Source organism: Streptomyces sp. NPDC001828 (assembly GCF_042892175.1).
Taxonomy (GTDB): domain Bacteria; phylum Actinomycetota; class Actinomycetes; order Streptomycetales; family Streptomycetaceae; genus Streptomyces.
This window is the reverse complement of the sequence record NZ_JBIATV010000002.1, coordinates 561,850-581,161: the sequence shown is the minus strand read 5'-3', so window position 1 is coordinate 581,161 and position 19,312 is coordinate 561,850. Positions and strand designations below refer to the sequence as shown.

Annotated in this window: 25 protein-coding genes and 3 pseudogenes; 3 read left to right on the top strand and 25 right to left on the bottom strand. The window is 66.8% G+C overall.

Annotated elements, in window-relative coordinates; translation table 11 throughout:
• Nucleotides 1–23: 23 nt before the first annotated feature.
• From ACFYZA_RS09570 to ACFYZA_RS09470, 21 genes and pseudogenes are all read right to left on the bottom strand, one after another.
• Nucleotides 24–212: a DUF4314 domain-containing protein gene (locus tag ACFYZA_RS09570; RefSeq protein WP_388488861.1), complete on the bottom strand. Its 189-nt coding sequence runs from the start codon at nucleotides 210–212 to the stop codon at nucleotides 24–26.
• Between the two features lie 87 nt (nucleotides 213–299).
• Entirely contained in the window at nucleotides 300–1,355 is a 1,056-nt protein-coding gene (locus tag ACFYZA_RS09565) for a hypothetical protein (protein ID WP_388488859.1), read from the bottom strand.
• 80 nt (nucleotides 1,356–1,435) lie between these two features.
• Complete coding sequence (locus ACFYZA_RS09560) at nucleotides 1,436–2,035, bottom strand: hypothetical protein (protein WP_388488857.1); 600 nt, start codon at nucleotides 2,033–2,035, stop codon at nucleotides 1,436–1,438.
• A gap of 157 nt (nucleotides 2,036–2,192) precedes the next feature.
• Nucleotides 2,193–2,540 (bottom strand): hypothetical protein, encoded by a 348-nt coding sequence (locus tag ACFYZA_RS09555; protein ID WP_388488855.1) that lies wholly within the window; start codon nucleotides 2,538–2,540, stop codon nucleotides 2,193–2,195.
• Between the two features lie 99 nt (nucleotides 2,541–2,639).
• Complete coding sequence (locus ACFYZA_RS09550; protein ID WP_388488853.1) at nucleotides 2,640–2,945, bottom strand: hypothetical protein; 306 nt, start codon at nucleotides 2,943–2,945, stop codon at nucleotides 2,640–2,642.
• A gap of 104 nt (nucleotides 2,946–3,049) precedes the next feature.
• Nucleotides 3,050–3,406 carry a hypothetical protein gene (locus ACFYZA_RS09545; protein ID WP_388488850.1) on the bottom strand — a complete coding sequence of 119 codons (357 nt, stop codon included), beginning with the start codon at nucleotides 3,404–3,406 and terminating at the stop codon, nucleotides 3,050–3,052.
• Nucleotides 3,407–3,570: 164 nt separating this feature from the next.
• Nucleotides 3,571–4,251, bottom strand: a complete 681-nt coding sequence (locus tag ACFYZA_RS09540; RefSeq protein ID WP_388488847.1) for a hypothetical protein — start codon at nucleotides 4,249–4,251, stop codon at nucleotides 3,571–3,573.
• Nucleotides 4,248–4,472 carry a hypothetical protein gene (locus ACFYZA_RS09535; RefSeq protein WP_388488846.1) on the bottom strand — a complete coding sequence of 75 codons (225 nt, stop codon included), beginning with the start codon at nucleotides 4,470–4,472 and terminating at the stop codon, nucleotides 4,248–4,250. The genes ACFYZA_RS09540 and ACFYZA_RS09535 overlap by 4 nt, the downstream gene beginning before the upstream one ends.
• Nucleotides 4,473–4,809: 337 nt before the next feature.
• Complete coding sequence (locus ACFYZA_RS09530; RefSeq protein WP_388488844.1) at nucleotides 4,810–5,244, bottom strand: hypothetical protein; 435 nt, start codon at nucleotides 5,242–5,244, stop codon at nucleotides 4,810–4,812.
• A gap of 160 nt (nucleotides 5,245–5,404) precedes the next feature.
• Nucleotides 5,405–5,722: pseudogene (locus ACFYZA_RS09525) on the bottom strand (HU family DNA-binding protein); the annotation flags it as partial.
• 39 nt (nucleotides 5,723–5,761) lie between these two features.
• Nucleotides 5,762–6,151 (bottom strand): hypothetical protein, encoded by a 390-nt coding sequence (locus ACFYZA_RS09520; protein WP_388488843.1) that lies wholly within the window; start codon nucleotides 6,149–6,151, stop codon nucleotides 5,762–5,764.
• 20 nt (nucleotides 6,152–6,171) lie between these two features.
• Nucleotides 6,172–6,624 (bottom strand): hypothetical protein, encoded by a 453-nt coding sequence (locus tag ACFYZA_RS09515; protein WP_388488840.1) that lies wholly within the window; start codon nucleotides 6,622–6,624, stop codon nucleotides 6,172–6,174.
• Nucleotides 6,621–8,117, bottom strand: a complete 1,497-nt coding sequence (locus ACFYZA_RS09510; RefSeq protein WP_388488838.1) for a DNA cytosine methyltransferase — start codon at nucleotides 8,115–8,117, stop codon at nucleotides 6,621–6,623. Before ACFYZA_RS09510 ends, ACFYZA_RS09515 begins: the two co-directional genes overlap by 4 nt.
• Nucleotides 8,118–8,184: 67 nt before the next feature.
• Nucleotides 8,185–8,340, bottom strand: coding sequence for a hypothetical protein (locus ACFYZA_RS09505; protein WP_388488835.1), 156 nt, complete (start codon nucleotides 8,338–8,340; stop codon nucleotides 8,185–8,187).
• Nucleotides 8,341–8,542: 202 nt separating this feature from the next.
• Nucleotides 8,543–9,202 carry a hypothetical protein gene (locus tag ACFYZA_RS09500; protein ID WP_388488832.1) on the bottom strand — a complete coding sequence of 220 codons (660 nt, stop codon included), beginning with the start codon at nucleotides 9,200–9,202 and terminating at the stop codon, nucleotides 8,543–8,545.
• A gap of 80 nt (nucleotides 9,203–9,282) precedes the next feature.
• Nucleotides 9,283–9,711 (bottom strand): hypothetical protein, encoded by a 429-nt coding sequence (locus ACFYZA_RS09495; RefSeq protein WP_388488829.1) that lies wholly within the window; start codon nucleotides 9,709–9,711, stop codon nucleotides 9,283–9,285.
• Between the two features lie 101 nt (nucleotides 9,712–9,812).
• Nucleotides 9,813–10,787: a helix-turn-helix domain-containing protein gene (locus tag ACFYZA_RS09490; RefSeq protein WP_388488826.1), complete on the bottom strand. Its 975-nt coding sequence runs from the start codon at nucleotides 10,785–10,787 to the stop codon at nucleotides 9,813–9,815.
• 87 nt (nucleotides 10,788–10,874) lie between these two features.
• A complete protein-coding gene (locus ACFYZA_RS09485; protein ID WP_388488824.1) occupies nucleotides 10,875–12,005 on the bottom strand; it encodes a PD-(D/E)XK nuclease family protein in 1,131 nt (376 codons plus the stop codon).
• A 31-nt stretch (nucleotides 12,006–12,036) separates the two neighbouring features.
• Nucleotides 12,037–13,128 carry an AAA family ATPase gene (locus ACFYZA_RS09480; protein ID WP_388488822.1) on the bottom strand — a complete coding sequence of 364 codons (1,092 nt, stop codon included), beginning with the start codon at nucleotides 13,126–13,128 and terminating at the stop codon, nucleotides 12,037–12,039.
• Between the two features lie 22 nt (nucleotides 13,129–13,150).
• Nucleotides 13,151–13,501: a hypothetical protein gene (locus ACFYZA_RS09475; RefSeq protein WP_388488820.1), complete on the bottom strand. Its 351-nt coding sequence runs from the start codon at nucleotides 13,499–13,501 to the stop codon at nucleotides 13,151–13,153.
• A 239-nt stretch (nucleotides 13,502–13,740) separates the two neighbouring features.
• Nucleotides 13,741–14,325, bottom strand: a complete 585-nt coding sequence (locus ACFYZA_RS09470; protein WP_388488817.1) for a hypothetical protein — start codon at nucleotides 14,323–14,325, stop codon at nucleotides 13,741–13,743.
• A gap of 194 nt (nucleotides 14,326–14,519) precedes the next feature.
• Here ACFYZA_RS09470 and ACFYZA_RS09465 point away from each other — a divergent pair.
• Nucleotides 14,520–15,369 (top strand): annotated as a pseudogene (locus ACFYZA_RS09465) (IS5 family transposase).
• 17 nt (nucleotides 15,370–15,386) lie between these two features.
• Here ACFYZA_RS09465 and ACFYZA_RS09460 read toward each other — a convergent pair.
• Nucleotides 15,387–15,761 (bottom strand): hypothetical protein, encoded by a 375-nt coding sequence (locus tag ACFYZA_RS09460; RefSeq protein ID WP_388488814.1) that lies wholly within the window; start codon nucleotides 15,759–15,761, stop codon nucleotides 15,387–15,389.
• Between the two features lie 217 nt (nucleotides 15,762–15,978).
• Between ACFYZA_RS09460 and ACFYZA_RS09455 the strand changes: the two are divergent.
• Together ACFYZA_RS09455 and ACFYZA_RS09450 are read left to right on the top strand one after the other, a co-directional pair.
• Nucleotides 15,979–16,113: pseudogene (locus ACFYZA_RS09455) on the top strand (transposase); the annotation flags it as partial.
• Nucleotides 16,114–16,641: 528 nt separating this feature from the next.
• Nucleotides 16,642–17,610 (top strand): SGNH/GDSL hydrolase family protein, encoded by a 969-nt coding sequence (locus tag ACFYZA_RS09450; RefSeq protein WP_388488812.1) that lies wholly within the window; start codon nucleotides 16,642–16,644, stop codon nucleotides 17,608–17,610.
• 134 nt (nucleotides 17,611–17,744) lie between these two features.
• Here ACFYZA_RS09450 and ACFYZA_RS09445 read toward each other — a convergent pair whose 3' ends face one another.
• The 3 genes from ACFYZA_RS09445 to ACFYZA_RS09435 are packed head-to-tail and all read right to left on the bottom strand — an operon-like array spanning nucleotide 17,745 to nucleotide 19,250.
• Nucleotides 17,745–17,999, bottom strand: coding sequence for a hypothetical protein (locus ACFYZA_RS09445; protein ID WP_388488809.1), 255 nt, complete (start codon nucleotides 17,997–17,999; stop codon nucleotides 17,745–17,747).
• Between the two features lie 27 nt (nucleotides 18,000–18,026).
• Nucleotides 18,027–18,887, bottom strand: coding sequence for a peptidoglycan-binding protein (locus tag ACFYZA_RS09440; protein ID WP_388488808.1), 861 nt, complete (start codon nucleotides 18,885–18,887; stop codon nucleotides 18,027–18,029).
• A gap of 42 nt (nucleotides 18,888–18,929) precedes the next feature.
• Nucleotides 18,930–19,250 carry a hypothetical protein gene (locus ACFYZA_RS09435; protein WP_388488806.1) on the bottom strand — a complete coding sequence of 107 codons (321 nt, stop codon included), beginning with the start codon at nucleotides 19,248–19,250 and terminating at the stop codon, nucleotides 18,930–18,932.
• Nucleotides 19,251–19,312 lie beyond the last annotated feature (62 nt).

Below are 19,312 nucleotides of genomic sequence, written 5' to 3'. Positions count from 1 at the left end.
CGGCGCGGGGCGGGCCGGCGGGTTTATGCCGGGCGCACTTCGTCGCCGTCGTCCAGGAGCAGCGAGAGCGTGGAGCCGCTGTCCCAGTTGACGGATAGCTGGGCGAGGTTGGCGTCGTATCGCCGGACGGTGCCCTCGTCCCCTTCGGTGAGGCAGGTGTGCGGGTCGGTGGTGTGGACGAGTACGACGCGGTCGCCGCGCTGATAGGTCATCGGAGCCCCTTTCGTTAGTTCTATTCTATAGGCATTCGAGACAGGGTCAAGATCTCATACAGAAGATCGGAGGAGCGTTCGCGCTGATCAGGCGGCTACCCTCCGGACCAGCGCCTCAACTTTCTGGATAGCCGCGAGGAAGACGGCCTGCGCATGCAGCTGATCGCGGCGCTCGATAACGGCGCGCGCCTGGTCGGCGGCCTTCGTGTAGCAGTCGCCCTCGTGCAGGGTGTCGCCGCAGGCGATCAGAACGTGTGGGCCGAGGTCCCAGATGACCGCGTTGACGGCGGCTCCGGCCGCCGCGAGTTCATCGATGTCGGTCAGGGCCCACCCAAACTCGTGGGGGTCGATGTCCTTCTCCCGCATGACCTGGACGGCCGCGCGGTACATCTGACCGGTTCCGCCGGTCGGCTCATCGAACCGCATGCCCGGCTTGAGGTGCATGTCATCGATCACCATCCGGGCCATCAGTTCGGCGACCTCCGGCGGCGTGTGAACCTCTGCGAGAGCGTCGTGAGCCCCCTGTGAGCGCATGACGGCCAGCACCGCCCCCATCACGTCGGCGGTCGAGCGACAAGAGGCGTCGTCGCTGCTGGTCAGGTGGAGCAGTCCGCGGGTGAGGGCGGCCTCGACCACCGCCCTGACGGCGCGGGCCCGAGTCGGTCCGGGCTCCTCGTCCTCGATCCACTTGTGCAGTGGCGTGGCGCGGTCGATCAGGTCCGGCCGCATGATCCACCAGCGTGCCCAACACTCGCGGAACGCCGTGAGCAGTTGGGTGTCGTCAAGGCTGAGCCACCAGTCGGCGGCGAGGTAGGCGTCCGGGCCGCGCAGGGGCCAGAGAGCGAGCGTGGCCACCACGCCCATCGGTATCTCGATCGCGGCCCCGCCCTGGGCATTGTGCCAGGCACGGCTGACGGCTTCGGCTATGTCGAAGGCCGTCTGGTGCGGGTTGCTCAGCGAGGGGCGGTAGTGCGCCAGCTTGGGCGTGGCCGCGATCAGTGTGGGGCGGGCCTTGGCCGACACGGTGACTGGGGTGGGCGCTGGCGGAAGGTCGGTGAGGTACTTGCGGGGCGGCGCCGTGGGGGCGGGCGTGGCCGGGGGTTCGGCGGGGGTGTCGTCGGCGAACAGGCTGAGCTGGCTCATGCCGTCTCTCTTGGGTCGGCGGGTTTGTGGGACGTCGAACCGTGGCGGCCCGCGCGGTTGCGGGCCGCCACGGCAGAGGGTCAGCGCGTTTCGCGCTTGATACGACGGAGCCTCGCGGTGGCTTCCTCGGTGTGCCCGACGGCCGACAGGATGGTCTGCTCCAGCAGCTCGGTCAGGTCCTTGGTGGTCACCTGCGCGAGGATGTCGGTCAGGCTCATGGCTCGCTGGTGGACGCAGCGGTACGGGTATCCGGTGGCGAGCGTGAGCACGATGCCCGACACGAGCTGATCCGTCTGCTCGTCGCTGAGGCCCAGTCGGCGGCCTATGCGGTGGATCGCGGCGGGGTCGCCGAGGAGGGCGGTCGGGGGGACGGCCTGGCGAGCGCGCTCTGCCTCCGCTATCTCCCGCTGTACGTAGGCCTCCCAGTTCAGCTGGGCGTCGGCGTCTCTGCTGGCCGCCATGAGTGCGGCGGAGGAGAGGGTGGCTGCGAAGCGGGTCGTCTGCATTGCCGTGTCCATGTACTCGGCGGGCGAGAGTCCCGCGCGGGCGACCGCGGGGTTGTGAGACTCGATGTGGAATTGCTCAAGGGTGGCGAGCAGCGCGCTCTCAGCGGCAGCGTGCTCGATGCCTAGTTCGTTGGCGAGGCTGGCGCAAAGAATGTGTGAAGCAAGGTTGAGCATGTTCTTCTCCAAGAGGTCTAGTGGGTGTAGTTGTTGGCGGCGATGAAGGCGTTTGCCATGGCCGGGCACGTCAAGCTCGTGACGAGTTCCTGCGACTGGCGCGCAAGGCGATGTCGCTGGCGGTGTGCGCGTTGGGCGCGGTGCTGCGTTGTCGTGGTCAGTACTGGGCCGGCGGCGCGGGGTAGTGGGTGAGCAGTTCGGTGATCTCCCGGCCGATGTGGTCCATGAGGGTGCGAATTTGCTTTCGGTCACCCCCGAGGTAGAGGGCTAGATCGAGGACCTGCGGGGCGGCGGCGTAGTCGAGGAGCTGGCGGTACTGCTGCTGCGTGAGCGGCGCGAGGTCGTCCGGTCGGAGGGCCCAGGACGCGGTCGCGGCACTGTCGATGAGGCTGACGGCGGCGTGCAGCTCGCCGTCGTCGGGCATGCGGGTGGCGATCACGAGGACCATGGCGCCGATGTGGTGTTCCGGCGTATTGATGACGGGCGGGTTAGGTCGGGCGGACATGAGGTCTCCAATTCGTGGGCACGCCCCGCCCTCGCGCTTCTTTTCTATAGGCATTCAGGGCGTGGCGTGCCGGTGGTCAAGACGGAAAGCAGGTCGGCCTCAGGAGAGGAGTGGTCCGACCGTGCGCGGGGCGGGGCCCCGGGGATTGGAGGGCAGCGGGATGGCGATGTCGCGGTGGTCCGGAAGCGGGTGGACGTAGAAGTAGCCGGGCGGATGGGTGCGGAGGTCGGCCAGAAGAGCGATGAAGCGCACGTCACGCATGAGGCGCTTCCACTCGTCGCCCGGCTCCTTGATCAGGTCGAGCTCGAGGAGGAGTCGGCCGTCTTCGCCATGCAGTCGCCACAGGCGGTACTCCGCCTGCCCATCGTTCGTAGCAACGAGAGTCCTGATGCGCGGCTCGATCACGAAGGCCTCCGCCCGCAGGCGCAGCAGCACCGCCCGGGCAAGGCGTCGCGTAGCCCAGCAAACGTGTGCACTACCAGGCGGGCAGGGGTCGATGAGCTTGGGATTCACGAGGTCGCCCCTTCACCGAGGGTGGGACCCGGCTCACCCAACTGACCATCGAGGGCGGCCTGGATGGCCTTGATCAGCTTCGGGGTGTCCTCTTCGATGGACGTGCTGTCGCTGCTGTATATGACGGTGAACTCCCCAGCGCCCTCGCCCGCCAGGTCGGGGTAGTAGCAGGCGAGCCAGCCGTTGTGCTTGTCGAGCTCGAAGGCGACTGTCGAGTCGTGATCCGTGATCCAGATCTGCGCTCCGGGTCCGGCGTCGATGCTGACGAGTTCGGTTACGTAGGGGCCGTCAAAGTGGCCCACAATGTCGGCAGCGTTGAGCGCGGCGACGAGGTACTGGGCGGCATTGACCATTCGAAATCCTTTGGTTGGCCTGTCGGCGGGCGGGGCGCCCGCCGACAGGGTTGCGGCGTCTGGGTGCGGATGGGCTTTACGTGAACCTCTCCTCTTGTTTCTATTCTATATGCATTTGGCTCGGGGGCAAGATTTCCCGTGGAATTTCTCTGCGATTTAGCGGACTATTTTCGCTGCTCGGCAGCCCCTTGAAAGGGGATTTCACGAATGTGGAGGACGAGGCGCGCGCCGGATACTGCGCATCCGATCCGCATATCCGGGCCTATTACGCGGGTGTGGTCGTCGTCCTCCAGTACGCCCTGGTCCACGAGTCCGTCCACGCAGGCCTTGAACGACGGGTACCAGTTGGCCGGATCGCGCCGCCGTCGGTCGGCCGGATGCAGCACGCCGATGATGTGGACCCGTTCCAGATGCGGGACACCTTGGGAGGCAGCCCAGGCCGCGCGTCGCAGCACCTTGGTGAGCTCGGCGCGACGGTGGTGATGGAGCCGCTGATTGGAGGTCAAGAGCAACAGTCGCGGCGGCAGAGCGACCCGGAAGCGACGACCTGGCATCCCCTCGAACCAGTCCCCCGGCTCGACCGCGGGCTGCGCGCACCGATGCGGAGCCGGCGCAGCGGCTTCGGAGGAACCTTCTGGGGCGTATCCGTGCTTGCGCCTGCCGCCGGTCCGGGTGATAGCCGTGGGGTGCAGGCTGGATACGAGGATCATCCGCTGGCGGGACTCGCTGTCCACGTCGGCAACCAAGACCCGCGCGTCGCCGTCGGTGTAGCGGACGATGCGTATACGAGTGGTGTCCCTCGGATGGCAGGCCTCGAAGATACGGCCGGCTTGTATGTAGTTCACCTGCGTTCCCTCTTCATCAGCGCGCTGAGCGTCCTGGCGATGACGGCTGCGGGCCAGAAGACGATGACGTCAGCGAGGTACAGAGCCACCGCGACGGGCATCATGCGGGCGACAAGGCGCAGCATCGGTTCGTCGGCTATCAGGGCCGGGATGATGACGGCCAGGAGAACGATTCCGGCGAGCCAGCCGAGGAGGATGAGCGCCGGAAGTGCTCCGCTCATGGCTTTGCCGCTCGGTCCGGCTGCACGAGCACGGCCTTCAGGACGCCGGCTCGGACAAGTCGCAGTGCGAGGGAGGCCGTTCGCCCACGGGGGTTCGTTGCGTACCCCGCACAGATGGCGGGTGCGTCCGTGTCGAGGGTCTGGTGGCAGACGACGTGCCCTTCGGAGTCAGCAGCCTTCTTGACCATGCTTGCGACGCGTCCGGGTTCCAGGTTCATGAGGTTGCCGGGCCGGAAGATGCACGTGGTGCAGCGGTCATCGCACACCCGGACGGTCCAGGTCGCAGGATCGGCGACGTCGTGGCGCAGACCGTCGGCCGAGTATGAGGCAGGGCTGCTCATTGGCCGCCCTCCGGTGTGGCTGCGAGTACCGCTTCGCCGGTTGCCGCCAGGAGGGTGTGCATGCAGGCAGACCAGAGGTCCGGGTCTTCGGAGTTGTAGACGGCTTGGTATAGCGCCAAGGCTGTCTCTGGGTCGTTGTTGAGGTTGGCGGCGATGAATCGCGCGGCGAACAGATGGTGCGGTGGGATGCCGTCTTCCGGCCGTGATCCGTCCGGTGTCTTGATCGCCCAGAGGCACGCGTGCTCATGGTGTCCGTGCATCTTGGTCAGGGCGGCTTGGGCCACGGTGGCAATGCCGCAGGCGACGCCGTACATCATTGACGGGTCCTGCTTCTGTACCAGCGTGGCAAGGGTCTGGATGGACTCCTCGTGGCGCCCTTCCACCCAGTGGCTCACGGCGCCCCAGACTTGGGCTGCTATCTCGTCGTGCATGAGCGCGCTCTTCCGTTCGTCGGTATGCCGAGGTTGACGGTGGTCACATCTGTTGAACCGGGCACTGTGCGGTGGGAGGTGTCCGGTCATCTGCTGCTCCGCATTGGGCGCCGCCCCGGAGCCCGGGGCGGCGGCACGGCGAGGTTCAGGAGCGCGGCGTCTTGGGGGCCTTCTTGATGGCGCTGCCTTCTTCGGGCAGCTTCTTGGCACCGTCGACCAAGGCCTTGAACGAGGCGCCGGCGCGGAACTGGACCGCACGGGTGGCCTTCACGCGCATTCGTTCACCGGTCTGGGGGTTACGCGCGAATCGGGCCGGTCGCTCCACTGTGGCTATGGAGCCGAAGCCGGTGACGCGGACCCTGTCGCCGTCGGTGACAGCGCGCACGATGGAGTCGAAGACGGCCTCGACTGCCTGCGCCGCAGTGGCCCGGTTGCCAATCTTGGATGCGACCTCGTCGATCAGAAGGTTTTTGTTCATGGCGTGGTCTTCCTTGTCATTTGGTGATGTGCGGCGGGGTCAGGGCATAGGGGCAACGACTGCGAGGTGCCTAGAACTCACGGTCGGAGGTGCGGCAGTGACGGTGGTGGTGGGGACGTAGGCGACGGCTTCCACAGGGATGTCGGCGTAACTGCCGTACGTGCGACGGCACAGGCTGCCCTGAGGCGTGAGCGTCGGGTTGGTGTGCGAGTCCGGGTCATGGCTGCCGATCAGGGAGGCCCACCGCTCGTACACGCCGTCTGCGGGGTTGTTGATGCGCAGCCGGACTCCAAGGCCGTATTCCTCGCCGTCGTGGAATATGGCGGCGAATTCGATGCCTGGAGCGGGCAGGTCGGGGTTGAGTTGGGCGATGAGCGCCACGGCTGCTACAGGGCCGAGCAGTTCACGCATCGGCCGGTTGTGAGGCATTGCGACGGTCTCCTTATGGTTCAGGCAGCGTCTGGGAGTTCGAGCTGCTCTGCGTGGTTTTCGGTATCGAGCGGATTGGGGCCGGGCGTGTGGAACGGCTCGCATCGCGGGCATTGCTGCTCGACGGCGCGTCGGTGGGCGCGGGATCCGGCAGGAGTGCCGCATGCCTTGCGGATCATTGCGGGAGGCAGTTCGGCGGGGTCGGCGTCCGGCAGGGCCTGGATGATGGCGCCGTTGAGCCAGATGCGGCCGCCGCACACTCCGTCGAACGCGCTTTTCGCTGGCAGGACTTGGCGTATGCAGGCGGCTCGGAGGGAGCAATTGCCGCAGACGTACAGGACGGGTTCGCAGATGGCGACCAGGTCCTGGCCGTTCTCCCACCGGTGGTCGGCCACGGCGAAGTCCGGGTCGCCCCAGCAGGGAGCGTGTGTGGTGACATGGGTGCCGGGCGGGGCTTTGCGTGATCCGGTCACAGGACGGACTCCAATCGCTGGCCTATCCACCGCGCGACGTTGACGGAGACCGCATTGCCCGCCTGCATCGTCTGTTCGGCTTGGTTGCCGTAGACGACGTACTTCTCGGGGAACCGCTGTCCTTGGAGCTGTTCTCGGGGCTTGAGCATGCGGAAGTAGCAGTCGTCGATGTCCGGGGCGGAGCGGACCAGGGCCGCCGAGTCGCGGGTGGAGAGAGTGTGGACTGGTTCGGCGGCCGTCTTCACTGCGGCCTTGCGGTACGGCACGACGAGGGTGTTACGTGCCCGTTCGGGTACCCGGCCGGCGTGGGTGACCAGGCCGTGGTGGTTGCCCTGCGCTGTGACCCCGCTCAACGGGTTGCTTGCGGGGCTGGCGGTGGCGTGGTTGCGGAACTCGACGATGAACGGGTCAACCGTTAGGAGGGCTTCGCTCTCGCGGGTGGTGCGGGTGCGCAGCGGCACGTCGACGGGCACCGCATCGCTGTTCCAGGAGCCGCCGGTCGGCACCAGGAGCGCGTCGCCCTGCTTGGCCGTGCGGGTTGGGAGGGGGCGGTCCTCCACGGCGTACGCCCTGTCGCTGCCCTCCCTGCCGTGCGTGAGGGTGATCGAGCTGGGGCGGTACGGGAACCTGATGAGGCCCGCACGGATGCGATCCATCGTGGTGTCTGAGAGTGGCTTCTTGCGGTCGCCGATGCGTGTGCCGAGATCGTCCCAGTTGATGATGTCGCTGGCCGGGCGGACATACGGCTCGACCATGGCATGACGGCAACGCCCGTTGGGGCAGCGATAGATGTAGTCGCGCCGGTACTTGCCGATCCGCACCCCAGCGACGTTCCAGGACTGAATGGCGTGGACGTCCTCGCCACAGTCCGCGCAGGGTGCGAGGGGCCTCGGCTCCAGGTCCGGCTTGCGCATCGTCTTGAGGGTGAAGACCACGTACATCCGGTCGCGCCACTGCGGGGCTCGCAGGTTGGCGTCGTCGCCGACGTGGGCACTGCTCACGCACACGATCTGGTACTGGTAGCCGAGCAGTTCCATCGCTTCGAGCCACTTCGGGAACAGAATCCAGTCGAGTCCGAACTCAACAACGTTCTCCACGACGATGGCCTTGAACCGCTTGGCCTCGGCTGCCCGTACGACACACCAACCGGTGACACGGGTGCGCTCGAAAGCATCCTTCGTCAAGGCCTCCCAGTCCCCGCCCTCGTCGATCAGGTCGAGCAAGTCCAACTGGTTGGTCTGACGCCGGCGTCCGCCCGCTGGGCTGATTTCGGTGCAGATGACCGATGCCCAAAGGAGGTCGGCGTTGGGCAGGTACTTCATGGGGAAGCCGCTGATGTCGATGCAGGCGTGGTCGGCGTTGCGGTGGTTCGCCGCGTGCGTGTCGATCGCCAGTTGCCAGTGGTTGATGCCGAGGAGGAGTTCGTATCCGGCTTCGACGAGGCCGGTGCTGCTGCCCCCTGCTCCGCACAGCAGGTCGATGAGTGTGGCCATGGTGGTGGTACTTCTCCAAGAGGTTCCAATGGCCCGGCCCCGGGATTCGGGGCCGGGCAAGAGCGGTTCAGCGGTGGCTGGCGTGCCGGTGGTGGCGCTCTCCGCACGTGGTGCAGCGCGTGAGCTGGCTGCGGGTCTCCCACCGGATCTCGCCGACCGCGACGGCGATGAGGACGATCCCCGTGCCGACGGCGAAGATGAGGAGCCCGACAATGGCGGTCATCGCGTCACCGTCTCGGCGCGGGCCGGGCAGGGCTGCATGAGTTGCATGCACGCGACGAACACGGCATGGGCGTCGTTGGTCTTGAGAGCGTTGTCCAGCGATGCCTGAACTCGGATTCGTTCCCCCTCGGTCTGCACGTGGGCGAAAACGCAGTGGCATACGGGCTTGGTGTTGTGGTCCTGGTCCCCTCCCTCGCCTGCCATCAGGCGAGGGCTGTGCCGTCGTGGGCGAGGAAGATGATCGCCAGCTCCCCTTGTGCGTCCCATACGGTGACCGGCCATTCCGTGCTGCCTTGCGCGAGGACGAGGCGCCAGCCGTGCTCATGCATCACGTGGTGAGTGATGCAGCCGAACTCCTGGACGGCCTCGGCTCGTTTGGCGAAGGGGCCCGACAGGTGACGGCTCGTGCTCTGGTGCCTGTTGGTCACCAAGATGATCCGGACCGAGAGCAATTCGATGAGCTGCTTGCAGAGCTGCCGTTCGGCGACGAAGGCGGTGATGGCCTGGATGAGGGGGACGATGTTGTTGGCGTGCTCGGCCTGGGCCCCGTCTGGGGTGGAGTCGTAGACGAGCTCGTCGATCGTCGGGTTGTCGACATGGGCCCGCCGAACGAGGAATCCCTCAGCCTCACTCGGCTTCACGGGCAGCACGTCGCTGGAGGCGATCCACAGGTACGAGCCGTCGGTGAGCTCGGCCGTGATGGCGAACATTCCGCCGGAGATCTCGACGTCGGTGACAAGCGGGATCCGCCGCAGTGCAGTGATGACGGGCTCGTAGGCCTCCCACAGCTTCAGCCACAGCGGGTCCGTGGTGTTGCCGTGTACGGGGGCGGGCGCGAGGTCGTTGATCACGGTGTTCTCCAAGAGGTCTTGTGTCCGACACAGTACAGAGTTGGGATCTATTTCGGAATGGTTCGAGGTGTCCGCCACTGGTGAAGTGGCGCCTAGCAGAAGGGGAGTCGGCGTTTGTCGGCCTTCACTCCGCGCACGATGGCGGTGAGCTTGGCGAGCTCGTGGGCGCGCTCATTGGCGGCCGTAGCGATCCGCTGCGCCTCGAAGGCGAGGCTGCGCGCCTGCATGAGGGCGAAGTGGGTGACGCGAGGGTCGAGGTAGGTCTTCGCGCCGCCGATGTCGCCGAGGAGCTCGGCGACGAGTTCGTCGCGGCAGTGCTCGGCGTGCCCCAGTCCGTCGAGGTCGCGCTCCAGTTCGGCCCGGTCCTTCAGGTCGGCGATCTCGATCAGCATGTCGCCCACCACCTCGGGGCCCTCGCGGTACAGGTCGGCGAGGGCGCGGATGCACTCTTCGAGGCTGTCCCTGGCGTCGAGCACGATGGCGCCCAGGTGTTCGCGGCGCAGTGCGGGCAGGTACTTCATGGTGTCCCTTCGGTTCGAGAGGGGGCTCCCCCTCTTCCTAGTTCTATTCTATATGCTTACTCGATGGTGTCCATATTTTCGGGGAAATATCTTTTGCCTGCCTAAGTTCTTTTCGGCCTGGGCCGCTTGGTGGCTCTGACCGCTTCGCGCGCGGCACTGACGGCACGCTCCACCGAGTCACGGCGTACTTCCGCCTGCTGGAGCCGCTCCGCCCTCTCGTCTCGCCACCCCTCCCAGAAACGTTCCTGCTCCTGGCGCTCCTCCTGCTTCGCCACCTCCTGCTGACGCTGGCGTCCCGCTCGCGGGTTGGTACCGCATCCACGGCAAGAGGCGGCAGGACGGCCTCGGTGCCTCCCGCATCCCTGCGCCCCCGGGTCTGCCCTCCGCGCGTCTTCCGGGGCCCCCGCGGGCTCCCCTGCGGCGCCAGCCGCGGGGGTAGGGGGGAGAGGAAGAACAGAGGAAGGAACAAGGAAGGAAGGGGTTCCACCCGTGAAACCCTGAGGGTTCCCCCCGTGGAACTCCTCGGGTTCCACCCGTGGAACCCGCCCCTCCGGGACCTCCGGGTTCCCCCCGTGGAACCCTGCCTCTTCTCCTGGGTTCCCGGCGTGGAACCCTTCCTCCACCTGCAGTTTTGCGGGCGGCTGCTTTCGCTGCGCCGCACGGCTTTCGATGTCCAGGTACGTCATGGCGGCCTTGGCCGGGGCAGACCGCGCTACGCCAGTGCGGGCCTTGCGGGGGTTCTTGGGAGCAGCCTTGCGGGCCTCGGCAGCCGCTTTGAGTTCGGGAGTGGTCGGCGTGGGCGGCACGCCGAGCGGGAAGACGCGATAGACCGCCGCACGGCCCGCCTTACCGGTCTCGACGCGCTCGACAAGGCCCTTGGCGATCAGTTCCGTGACGATGGTGATGGCGCGCTTGTCGGTGACCCCGACCCAGGCGGCAAGGCGGGTGAGACCGGGGCGCGCAAGACGCGTCTCGTCGTCGGCGCTGTCGGCGATCTTCATGAGGGCGAGCTTCTGGCTCTGGCTGAGCACGTCGGGCGGAAGATACGCCGCTGCGATCATGAGTTGGATGGACACGGGTCCCCTTGGGCGGTGCAGGCGTGACGGCAGGACGGGGCGCCCCGCCCGTGACTCACGGGCGGGGCTAAGGAGTTCGGGTCCGCGTCAGGACGGCGCGACATTGATGACCGGAGCCGTTCTCTTTCCGGTCTTCCGCCGCGGGACGGGCAGCCCGGCCGCCGTGAGGTTCTTGACCATGCGGTCCGCGTCCGGCTTCATCGGCACGGGGATACCGGCGGCCTCGTGCAGGGCAGCCATGGCCCCCACGTCGTCCTTCTCCTCGTCGTTCCCGCCACGCCAGGACAGTCGGTTGGGCCCGTAGATCCCAGCTGGGGAGCCGTCCAGCTTCTTGCGTGCAAGCTTCTTGATCCGGTCGCCGTCGCTGGCGAGTTCGTGCCCCTTCACGTAGTCGATGAGTGCCTGCTCACGGTCGGCGTCGTTGTGAATGAGGGCTGTCTGCTCAGGCGTACCCGGGGCCGTTCCCGGCCAGCACAGGGAGCGGAACGGGCAGTAGTCGCAGATCGCGTCGAGTCCTGGCCCGTCGAAGTCGCGCGGCATCTCTTCGGGGGCGGTGGACTCGCGCACGCGCTCCACCCACCACTGGGCCTCGGCAGCACGCTGGGGATCGAATTCGATCTCCTGGATGTGCTCCGCGCCGCTGTCGCGGTTGATGAAGCGGAAGCGGATACGGCCGATGTCCAGGGGCCCCAGGCGTGACAGGTACCGCTGGCCGGGGACGTCCTCGAACCCCTCCTCGTACAGGGCGCCGGCGTAGAGATATACCTGCCGCAGTTCGGCGGCAGTGGCGCCATAGCGCAGCACCCGGTCCCACAGGTAGGTCGACTTCGTCTTCACGTCCTCCACGGTGAGCACGTCGGCGGATACCACGGGTCTGTGCCGGACAGGCAGACGCTCGGCTGTCGTCGCATCGAGCTGGACGACATCGACGTGCCCCCGGATCAAGTGGTCCTGGACACTGCGCTCAACCAGCCACCCGTACTCCGTGCGCGCCGACTCCAGCAGGCCGTGGTGGATGAATGTGCCGAGGATCGCGGCCCGCTTGTCGGCGTGATCAGTCGGCGTGGTGCCGTGCAGTATGTAGGCGGCACGTCGGCCGCACACGGTGTCGGATGCGCCGAGTTGCGTCTGAAGGGAGCGGGGGCGGCGGGCGTCGACGTCATGAGCGGCGTCCCAGATGGAAGGTGCGACGCCGGCAACGATGGTGGCTACGGACATGCGAGTTCTCCAAGAGATGGGTGCGGGCCGGTCACTGCTCGGCGTCCGCGTCCTGCTCGGCGGCCTTCCGCTTGGCGGCGGCACGGAGCTTGTCGGCATCGCTCAGCGGGCCCTCGCCCATCTCCGGGTTCGGGTTGTCCAGTTCGGCCGCCCGTTGCTCGGCAGCCGCACGCACTGTGGCGATCTCTTCCCGGCCGAGGCGATTGGCAGGGTCGGGAACTGAGCGCCACAGTGCGGCGAGAGCTTCCTTGTCTTTCATGTCGGCGACGCGGGCCAGCCATGGCTGGACCCGGTCACCAGTGAGTGCAGGCATGATGCGCGGCTGGGATTCGACCGAGCAGCCGAGCTTGTTGAAGACCAGGTCCTCGATGCTGAAGTCCCGAAGCGTCAGGGGCTTCTTCTGCTCGACACGGACGCGCAGTGACCGCACCTTGATGACCTGTGGGTCGGCACCACGCTTCATCCGCACCCAGCAGGTCGAGTCGAAGCCCAGGTCCTTCTGAGCCGAGACTTTCCACTCGCTCATGTTCCGGATCGGCTGACCGTTGTCGTCCGTCGCGCTGACCTGCTTGCCGCGAGCCAAGACGATGGAAATGCCCGGCAGGGTGCGCAGCAGGTAGATGATCCTGTTCCACCGCTCCAGCGCGTCGTTCCAAAGGTTCCGGCCGATGTCGTACGCCGCGTCCGGGTCATCGCGCAGCAGTGCGCGGTTCTTCTGCGTCCTACGGCCCCGCTCGTAGGTCCAGTTGGTGAGCATGCGCCACAGAGCGGACCCGGAGTCGATGGTGAGCACCACCGGCGGTTCCCCTGCCGCCGCCGCACGCCGAGCTTCAGCGTGCACGGCCTCAACCTGCTCGAGGATGTCCCGGTAAGTTCCGTCGTGCTCGATGATCAAATAGTTGGTGCCCTCGATGGCCGCGTACTCGTCGGCCGAACCCTCGTCGAGGTCGATCCAGTACATCTGGCCGATGCGGTCGCTGCTGGAGAACTGGGCCGCCGAGTAGGTCTTGCCGGCGCCTTCCTCTCCCTCTATGAGGAGGAGGGGCCATGGGACGATGCCAGTCGGCTTGCGGGTCTTGAGCTTGGCGGCGGGCGGCTTTCCGGCGCCCACGGGTGCGTTCACGGTATGGCTCCAAGAGGTCGTGTCAGTCCGCACGCAGGGCGCGGACTTCGAAGAGCGGGGTCCACTCCGGGTGCTCGGCCAGCAGGAGCCGGACGTACCGGGAGCGGTAGTCGTTGTTCAGCGCGAACTCGTCGCCTCGGGTCGCGGCGCCGTATCGGTAGCGCAGGAGCTCGAAGAGCATCCCGATCCCGATGCGGCTGAACCCCTTCTGCGCGCAGTCCGCCGTCATCCCCGTCAGCTCGCGGAGCACCCAGGGATTGAGGGCGTGGAATGCCTCGAACCGCTGCTGGATGGTCAGGTCACGGACGTTTTCGGGATGGCGTACGAGCTGGATGTCTTCGAGGCCGAACAACGGTTGCTGCTGAGTCGGCAAAGTCCCCCCTCAGAGATAGTACGAACACTCTGGAGTGTTGGAATCTATCTCTGGGTGTGGCGAATGTCGATCGACAACAGCAATCGCGAGCACCGGCGGCCCGCGCGAGCGGCACCATCCCGCAATGCCGACTAGCCGCACGACACCCCCAAGGCAATAGCTACGCACCCCCATCGAGTGCACTTCCATTCTATATGCATAAGGGGGTTGGATCAATATCAACTAGCCATAAAACAACGCTACTTGTCCTGCTTCGCGGCGGGTCCGCGCGGGATGATCCTTGCCCCCGGACCGTCGTAAGTCCCCGCACGAAGAGCCGCAAGAACACCCTCATCGAGCGACCAATCGACAGTACGCGCGCCCTGCTGAAGCGCCGGAGCATCTTCGACCACCGACTCCAGCAGCCAGATCGGCGAACCGGAGAGCGTGTAGTCAGAGGGGCGAAGGCGACCGGTGGTCACAGCCTTCCGGAGCAGCGCAGTCGACGGCAGCCCGAACAGAGCCACCAGCTCCGTCTGCCCTACCAGCGGGGGGAGTTGGTCGACTTCACCAACCCAATATCCCGGATCCTGCTCCTTGACCAGGCGGGCGAGTTCAGCCTCGTTGAGGTGCTTTGGGCGGGGCGTGGTCTCGCCGAAGCCCTTCACGAACTGGAGCAGCCAGTAGGGCGAGCCACTGATGATCTTGGAGTATCGGTAGCCGAGCGTCTGATCCCTGCTGATCCACTGGCTGACCTGAAGCCGCTTCACGTTGTAGAGCGCAGCGAACTCCGCCCCACCAGCCAGATACGGCTTCCTCGCCGCCGCCCTGTCCTCGCCTGCCACTCCATCGCCTCCCGGTCGCCACAGTGGTGCACATAGATTGTAACCAAGGAGAGGTTGGGGGTTCGCACCCCCGGCGGATCCTGTTACGGTGAGTGCTCCAAGAGGTCGAAGGCCCCCCGCTGCGAGGCGGGGGGCCTTCTTCCATGTCACGGTCCTAGGCCGTTTCTTTCGGATCATCGGATCGTTGGTCCGGCGTGCCGTTGACCGACGCGCAGTGGGCGCGGATAGAGCCGTTGCTGCCGGACCGGACGCCGAAGCGGGGCGGCCGGTGACGTGACCACCGCGAGGTGATCGACGCGATCGCGTGGAAGTTCCAGAGCGGCTCCCAGTGGGTCCGTCTGCCGGAGAAGTACGGTTCGTGGAAGGGTGTTTACACGCGGCTGCGGACCTGGGCAATCGACGGGACATGGGAGAAGGTGTTCACCGCCCTGCTCGCCCAGGCAGACGCCGAAGGTGACATCGAGTGGGTGGTCGCGGTCGACTCCACCGTTGTACGTGTGCACCAGCACGCGGCCGGGGCCCGTAAAAAGGGGCCCCGGCCGGTGAACCCGCTCACCATGCGATCGGGCGCTCCCGCGGCGGGCTGAGCACGAAGGTCCACCTTGCCTTGCAGCGGACGGGCGTTGCCGCCCGCTGTGCTTCTACCTCACGCCGGGCCAGGCAGGGGACGCGCCCGCGTTCGAGCACGTCATGGCTCGCATACGGGTGCCTCGCCCGGTCGGTCGGCCACGTACCCGTCCGGACATGGTTCTGGCGGACAAGGCCTATTCGTCGAAGGCGATCCGCGAACACCTGCGTCGGCGTGGGATCCGGGCGGTGATCCCGCAGCCCGCCGACCAGGTCGCCCACCGCAAGCGAAAGGGCCGCAACGGCGGCAGGCCACCTGCCTTTGACCGGTACGCCTACAGGCGGCGCAACACCGTCGAACGGTGCATCAACCGCTTGAAGAACTGGCGTGGTCTCGCGACCCGCTACGAGAAGACCGCCACGGTCTTCCAGGCCGGACTCTACATCGCAGGCATCTTCACCTGGTCCGCCCGCTGATCCCTTAAGAGAAGTTCCTAGCCCAGGGGGGCGATGATGTCCTGCGGGACGAGGGCACCGTCGGGGTAGCGGAACTGGATACGCGGGACACTGCTTCGCGGGGCCGGAGCGACCACGCCCTTCTTGGTGACCTTCAGGGAGGAGATCGTGTCGCTGAACTCGCCGAGCGCGGCGGCATCGGCCGTGAAGGTCTTGCTGTCACCCTTCAGGCCGGCGTCCTTGTAGACCGTCACCTCGTAGCCGTCCGCCACCTTCAGCGAGCTGATGGCGTCGTTGCCGACCGCCCCCGCTTGCAGGTGGTTGACGTCGTAGGAGCCCTCGTCAAGGGTCGCGCTGGCGCCCTTGAAGTCGCGGTCGAGGAAGATCTGAACGGCGCCGGAAGCAGGGGACATGAGTTCCTCCAAAGGATCGTCAGTTAGAGACGATCATGGCATGGCCCCAAACATCGCCGACCCCATACCTACAAAATTTCGCGTCCCGGTCAGCCGCCTGTGCTAGGCCTTCGCCTTCGGATCTGACCGGGTGCCCGACCTTCCTCGCCTACCCGACAAGATCCGAAAGACACGCCCTAGAGCAGGTCTCCTTGATTGACTGGAGAATTGATCGGACGTGTCTGTTCGGTTGGTGATCACGGATGAGATGTGGGTGCGGATAGGTCCGTTGATGCCGGCGGACCCGGTGCGGGGACGTCGATGGACTGACCACCGCCGGACGCTGGAAGCCCTCGCCTGGAAGTGCCGAACGGAGGCCGCCGTGGTGCGACCTGAACGGCGGTGCCAGGGCAGGCGACCCTCCCACTTGACCACGCCCTCCTCCACCGGCAGTGCGGGCCGATGCCTCATGATCTTCACTCGAAACGCGATGCTGAAGTCGCTGCTGGCCTGAGGATCGGTCGCACGCGGCCCACTCAGCCTGCACGCCGCCCAGAATCCGCCGACAAGCATGACCGGTCAAAGCCGCGAGCATGCGCCGAACCGCGGTCGGCGTCACCTCGCCATGCGACCTGCCACCGAGATCGTTCGTGGCGGGCGCCATGGCGCGGAACGGCGCGCTGGATCTCGCACGCACCGGACTCCTCCGTGTGGCCGCAAGGACGGATCAGAGCCGGTGGTAGATGCGCGGATGGCCGGCAGGCGGGCCCTGGCACCGATGCCAGTCACCTGTGGGGGGCGCACTCACCATAAGAGGTGACTCTCAGTATCGGATCTAGTGCAACGAGTGACTGCCCCTCTAGGGTCGAGCCGACGTCAACGCCGTATCCATGGAGGATTCGTGGCCCGCTTCCGTACTCGTCTGGCCCTGCTCGGCTCGGCCGCAGCTCTCGCCGCAGGCGCCGTTGTCCCCGCGCAGTTCGCCGGGGCGCACCCCGCCGCCGCGGCCGAGCAGCAAGCGTGGGTCGCCCTGGGTGACTCATACACCGCCGGGGTCATCCGGGCCGCGGGCGACACCTTCGAGGTACCGCGCGACGGATGTGACCGCACCGACCGGTCCTACCCCCAGGTCATCGACCGCGATCTCGGCGGGCTGTTCGAGCTGACCAACGTCAGCTGCGGCGCCGCCACCATCGCCGATGTCACCGACACTCCCCAGAACCCGATCGGCCGCCACCTGCCGCCCATCTCCGAGGACCCCGACTACCCCTTCCCCGCAGTGCCCCCTCAGTCCGAGGCGGTAAGCGCGGACACGGACGTCATCACCGTCGGCGTGGGCGGCAATACCCTCGGCTTCGCCGAGTTCCTCACCAAGTGCGCGCAGCTCGGCGGCGAACACGAAGGTAAGGGCACCCCGTGCAAGGACGCCCTGGCCGCCGGCGTCCCCGCCCGGCTGAAGACGGTCCGTAAACAATATGACCGGATGCTCACCGTGCTTCACGAGCGCGCCCCGAAGGCGAAGATCCTGGCTGTCGGCTATCCCACGGTCATCCCCCAGGACGCCTCCAAGTGCAACTTCGGCGACCTGACCCAGTTCGGCACGATCGCCCAGGGTGACCTGGCCTGGCTGCGCACCGACGTGCTGGAGCCCCTCAACAAGGCCATCGCCGACTCCACCGGCACCCAGGACTCCGCCAGCTTCGTCGACCTCTACGCCTCCTCCCAGGGCCACAGCGTCTGCGACGACACCAAGTGGGTCGAAGGCTTCGTCACCCTCCCCGACCAGCTGTCCGTCGTGCATCCCAACGCCCGCGGCCACCGCAACGCCGCCGACCACGTCGAAGAAGCGATGCTGAACACTCTCAGCTGACCGGCACCCCGCAGACGATCACGCAGCGGACTGGCCTCCGGCACCAGCCGGAGGCCAGTCCTACGTTCCAGACCCAAGTCGCACCCGGCCTCAGCTCTGGGAGACAGGGCCCTAGTTGTTCTCGACCGCTGCGATCAGACGCGAGGCAGCGGATACGGGGCCGCCTCGTACTTCGGCGGTCGCGCGTATCCCAGAAGCCAGCCGAAGCGCGGCGACAGGTGCTCCTCGGCGAGACGGAAGACCGCGTAGTAAGCGAAGGTGACCATGGGCGTGAGGACGCCGGTCACGGCCGTCTCATCGAGGTCGATTCCATGGCGCAGGGCCACGGCGATGAGCCAGCCGACTGCAGCGGGCACCCCCGTGCGCAGCAGTGAGGCGTACACATTCATGCGGTGCTCCTTGTTCAGGGGGTGGGGTCAGTTGAAGAGTCGGCGCCAGGTTTCCGGGCCGGGGTAGCCGTCGGCGTCGGATCCGGTCCAGCCCTGGGCGCGCTGAAAGTCCTCGGTGTTCTGGCGGTCGGCCTCGCCCCAGTCCCGGGAGGGGCCGACCCTGTAGTGGCGGCCGTATCCCTTGCGTACGAGCTGCTGGCCGAGAAGAAGAATCGAGTCGTTGACCTTGCCGTTCCCGAACGCCGAGGCGCCGGGGAACGCAGGAAGGCTCGGGGTCGGCTTTCCGCCGGAGGAGCCGCCGTTGAGGTAGCGCGCGACGCGGGCGCGGAAGTCGTTCATGGAGAAGGAGGGGTCGGGCTTGCCGGGCTGCCATTCCTTGTGGCCGATCACGGACCGCTCGCTCCAGCCGTGGGCCCGGCACAGCGCGGCGGCCCAGCGGGCCGCTGCGTCCACCTGGGTCTCGGGCCACGGATCGTTGCCGTCACCGGAGTTGATCAGTTCGGTGCCGTAGAAGCGGCTGTTGCCGTCGGTGTTCGCCTCGTTGTCGGCGGGCAGGGCTCGTTCGTCGATGACGGCCTGGAGGACGTCATCGTCGCCGAGGCCGGCGTGGTTGGCGCGGCCCCAGCCGACCATGTGGCAGGTGCCCGACTTGTCGATCACGGTGTGGCACAGCGGGCCCGGCAGGCCGGAGTAGCCCGTGTAGCACAGGTCGACCATCTGGGCCTGGCTGGAGTAGTCGCCGGTGTGATGGATCACGACACCGTTCATCGGACCCCAGGCGCCGTGGCCCGCTCGGTTGTGGTTCTTCCAGTCCCTGACTTCGACGATGTTCAGGCCTGCGGCTCGCAGTGCGGACAGAGCCTGACCGGATGTAAGGGGTGTTGCCATGAGGCGCGTTCCTGCTTCTCCCCCGCGCCATATGGGTAGTTACTACCGAGTGAGCTGGCCCACCAGGACCGCGACGAGCACGCCCACGAGGACGGGCGCGATCAATGCCGTGATGGCCAACCGCCGGTTCGCCCGCGTCTCCAGCCGTTCCCGATCCCGATCCCTGCGGACCTCGGCGACTTCACCTTCCAGCGCCTTGAGCCGCAGATCGTCCGTACGCCGGTCGGCGTCGTACTGGATCTTGGTGACCATCTCCGTCAACCGGTCGGTGAAAACCGCGAAGTCGGCGCGTAGGTCATCACGCATCTGCTGCATGGCACGCAGCAGCTCCCATGGGGTGGGGTCCTGGGTCGGCGCGGACACGGCACTCCTCAACACGGTGGCCCCACGCCACCAGCAGTCTACGACTGTCTGGCACCTCGCCA

Bases quoted from the DNA above. Each gene is read 5' to 3' on its own strand.
- ACFYZA_RS09565 (WP_388488859.1), bottom strand. From the start codon at position 1,355: ATGAGCCAGCTCAGCCTGTTCGCCGACGACACCCCCGCCGAACCCCCG.
- ACFYZA_RS09545 (WP_388488850.1), bottom strand. From the start codon at position 3,406: ATGGTCAATGCCGCCCAGTACCTCGTCGCCGCGCTCAACGCTGCCGAC.
- ACFYZA_RS09495 (WP_388488829.1), bottom strand. From the start codon at position 9,711: ATGAAGTACCTGCCCGCACTGCGCCGCGAACACCTGGGCGCCATCGTG.
- ACFYZA_RS09530 (WP_388488844.1), bottom strand. From the start codon at position 5,244: ATGCACGACGAGATAGCAGCCCAAGTCTGGGGCGCCGTGAGCCACTGG.
- ACFYZA_RS09520 (WP_388488843.1), bottom strand. From the start codon at position 6,151: ATGCCTCACAACCGGCCGATGCGTGAACTGCTCGGCCCTGTAGCAGCC.
- ACFYZA_RS09485 (WP_388488824.1), bottom strand. From the start codon at position 12,005: ATGTCCGTAGCCACCATCGTTGCCGGCGTCGCACCTTCCATCTGGGAC.
- ACFYZA_RS09560 (WP_388488857.1), bottom strand. From the start codon at position 2,035: ATGCTCAACCTTGCTTCACACATTCTTTGCGCCAGCCTCGCCAACGAA.
- ACFYZA_RS09535 (WP_388488846.1), bottom strand. From the start codon at position 4,472: ATGAGCGGAGCACTTCCGGCGCTCATCCTCCTCGGCTGGCTCGCCGGA.
- ACFYZA_RS09555 (WP_388488855.1), bottom strand. From the start codon at position 2,540: ATGTCCGCCCGACCTAACCCGCCCGTCATCAATACGCCGGAACACCAC.
- ACFYZA_RS09510 (WP_388488838.1), bottom strand. From the start codon at position 8,117: ATGGCCACACTCATCGACCTGCTGTGCGGAGCAGGGGGCAGCAGCACC.
- ACFYZA_RS09445 (WP_388488809.1), bottom strand. From the start codon at position 17,999: ATGAATGTGTACGCCTCACTGCTGCGCACGGGGGTGCCCGCTGCAGTC.
- ACFYZA_RS09460 (WP_388488814.1), bottom strand. From the start codon at position 15,761: ATGTCCCCTGCTTCCGGCGCCGTTCAGATCTTCCTCGACCGCGACTTC.
- ACFYZA_RS09570 (WP_388488861.1), bottom strand. From the start codon at position 212: ATGACCTATCAGCGCGGCGACCGCGTCGTACTCGTCCACACCACCGAC.
- ACFYZA_RS09505 (WP_388488835.1), bottom strand. From the start codon at position 8,340: ATGACCGCCATTGTCGGGCTCCTCATCTTCGCCGTCGGCACGGGGATC.
- ACFYZA_RS09440 (WP_388488808.1), bottom strand. From the start codon at position 18,887: ATGGCAACACCCCTTACATCCGGTCAGGCTCTGTCCGCACTGCGAGCC.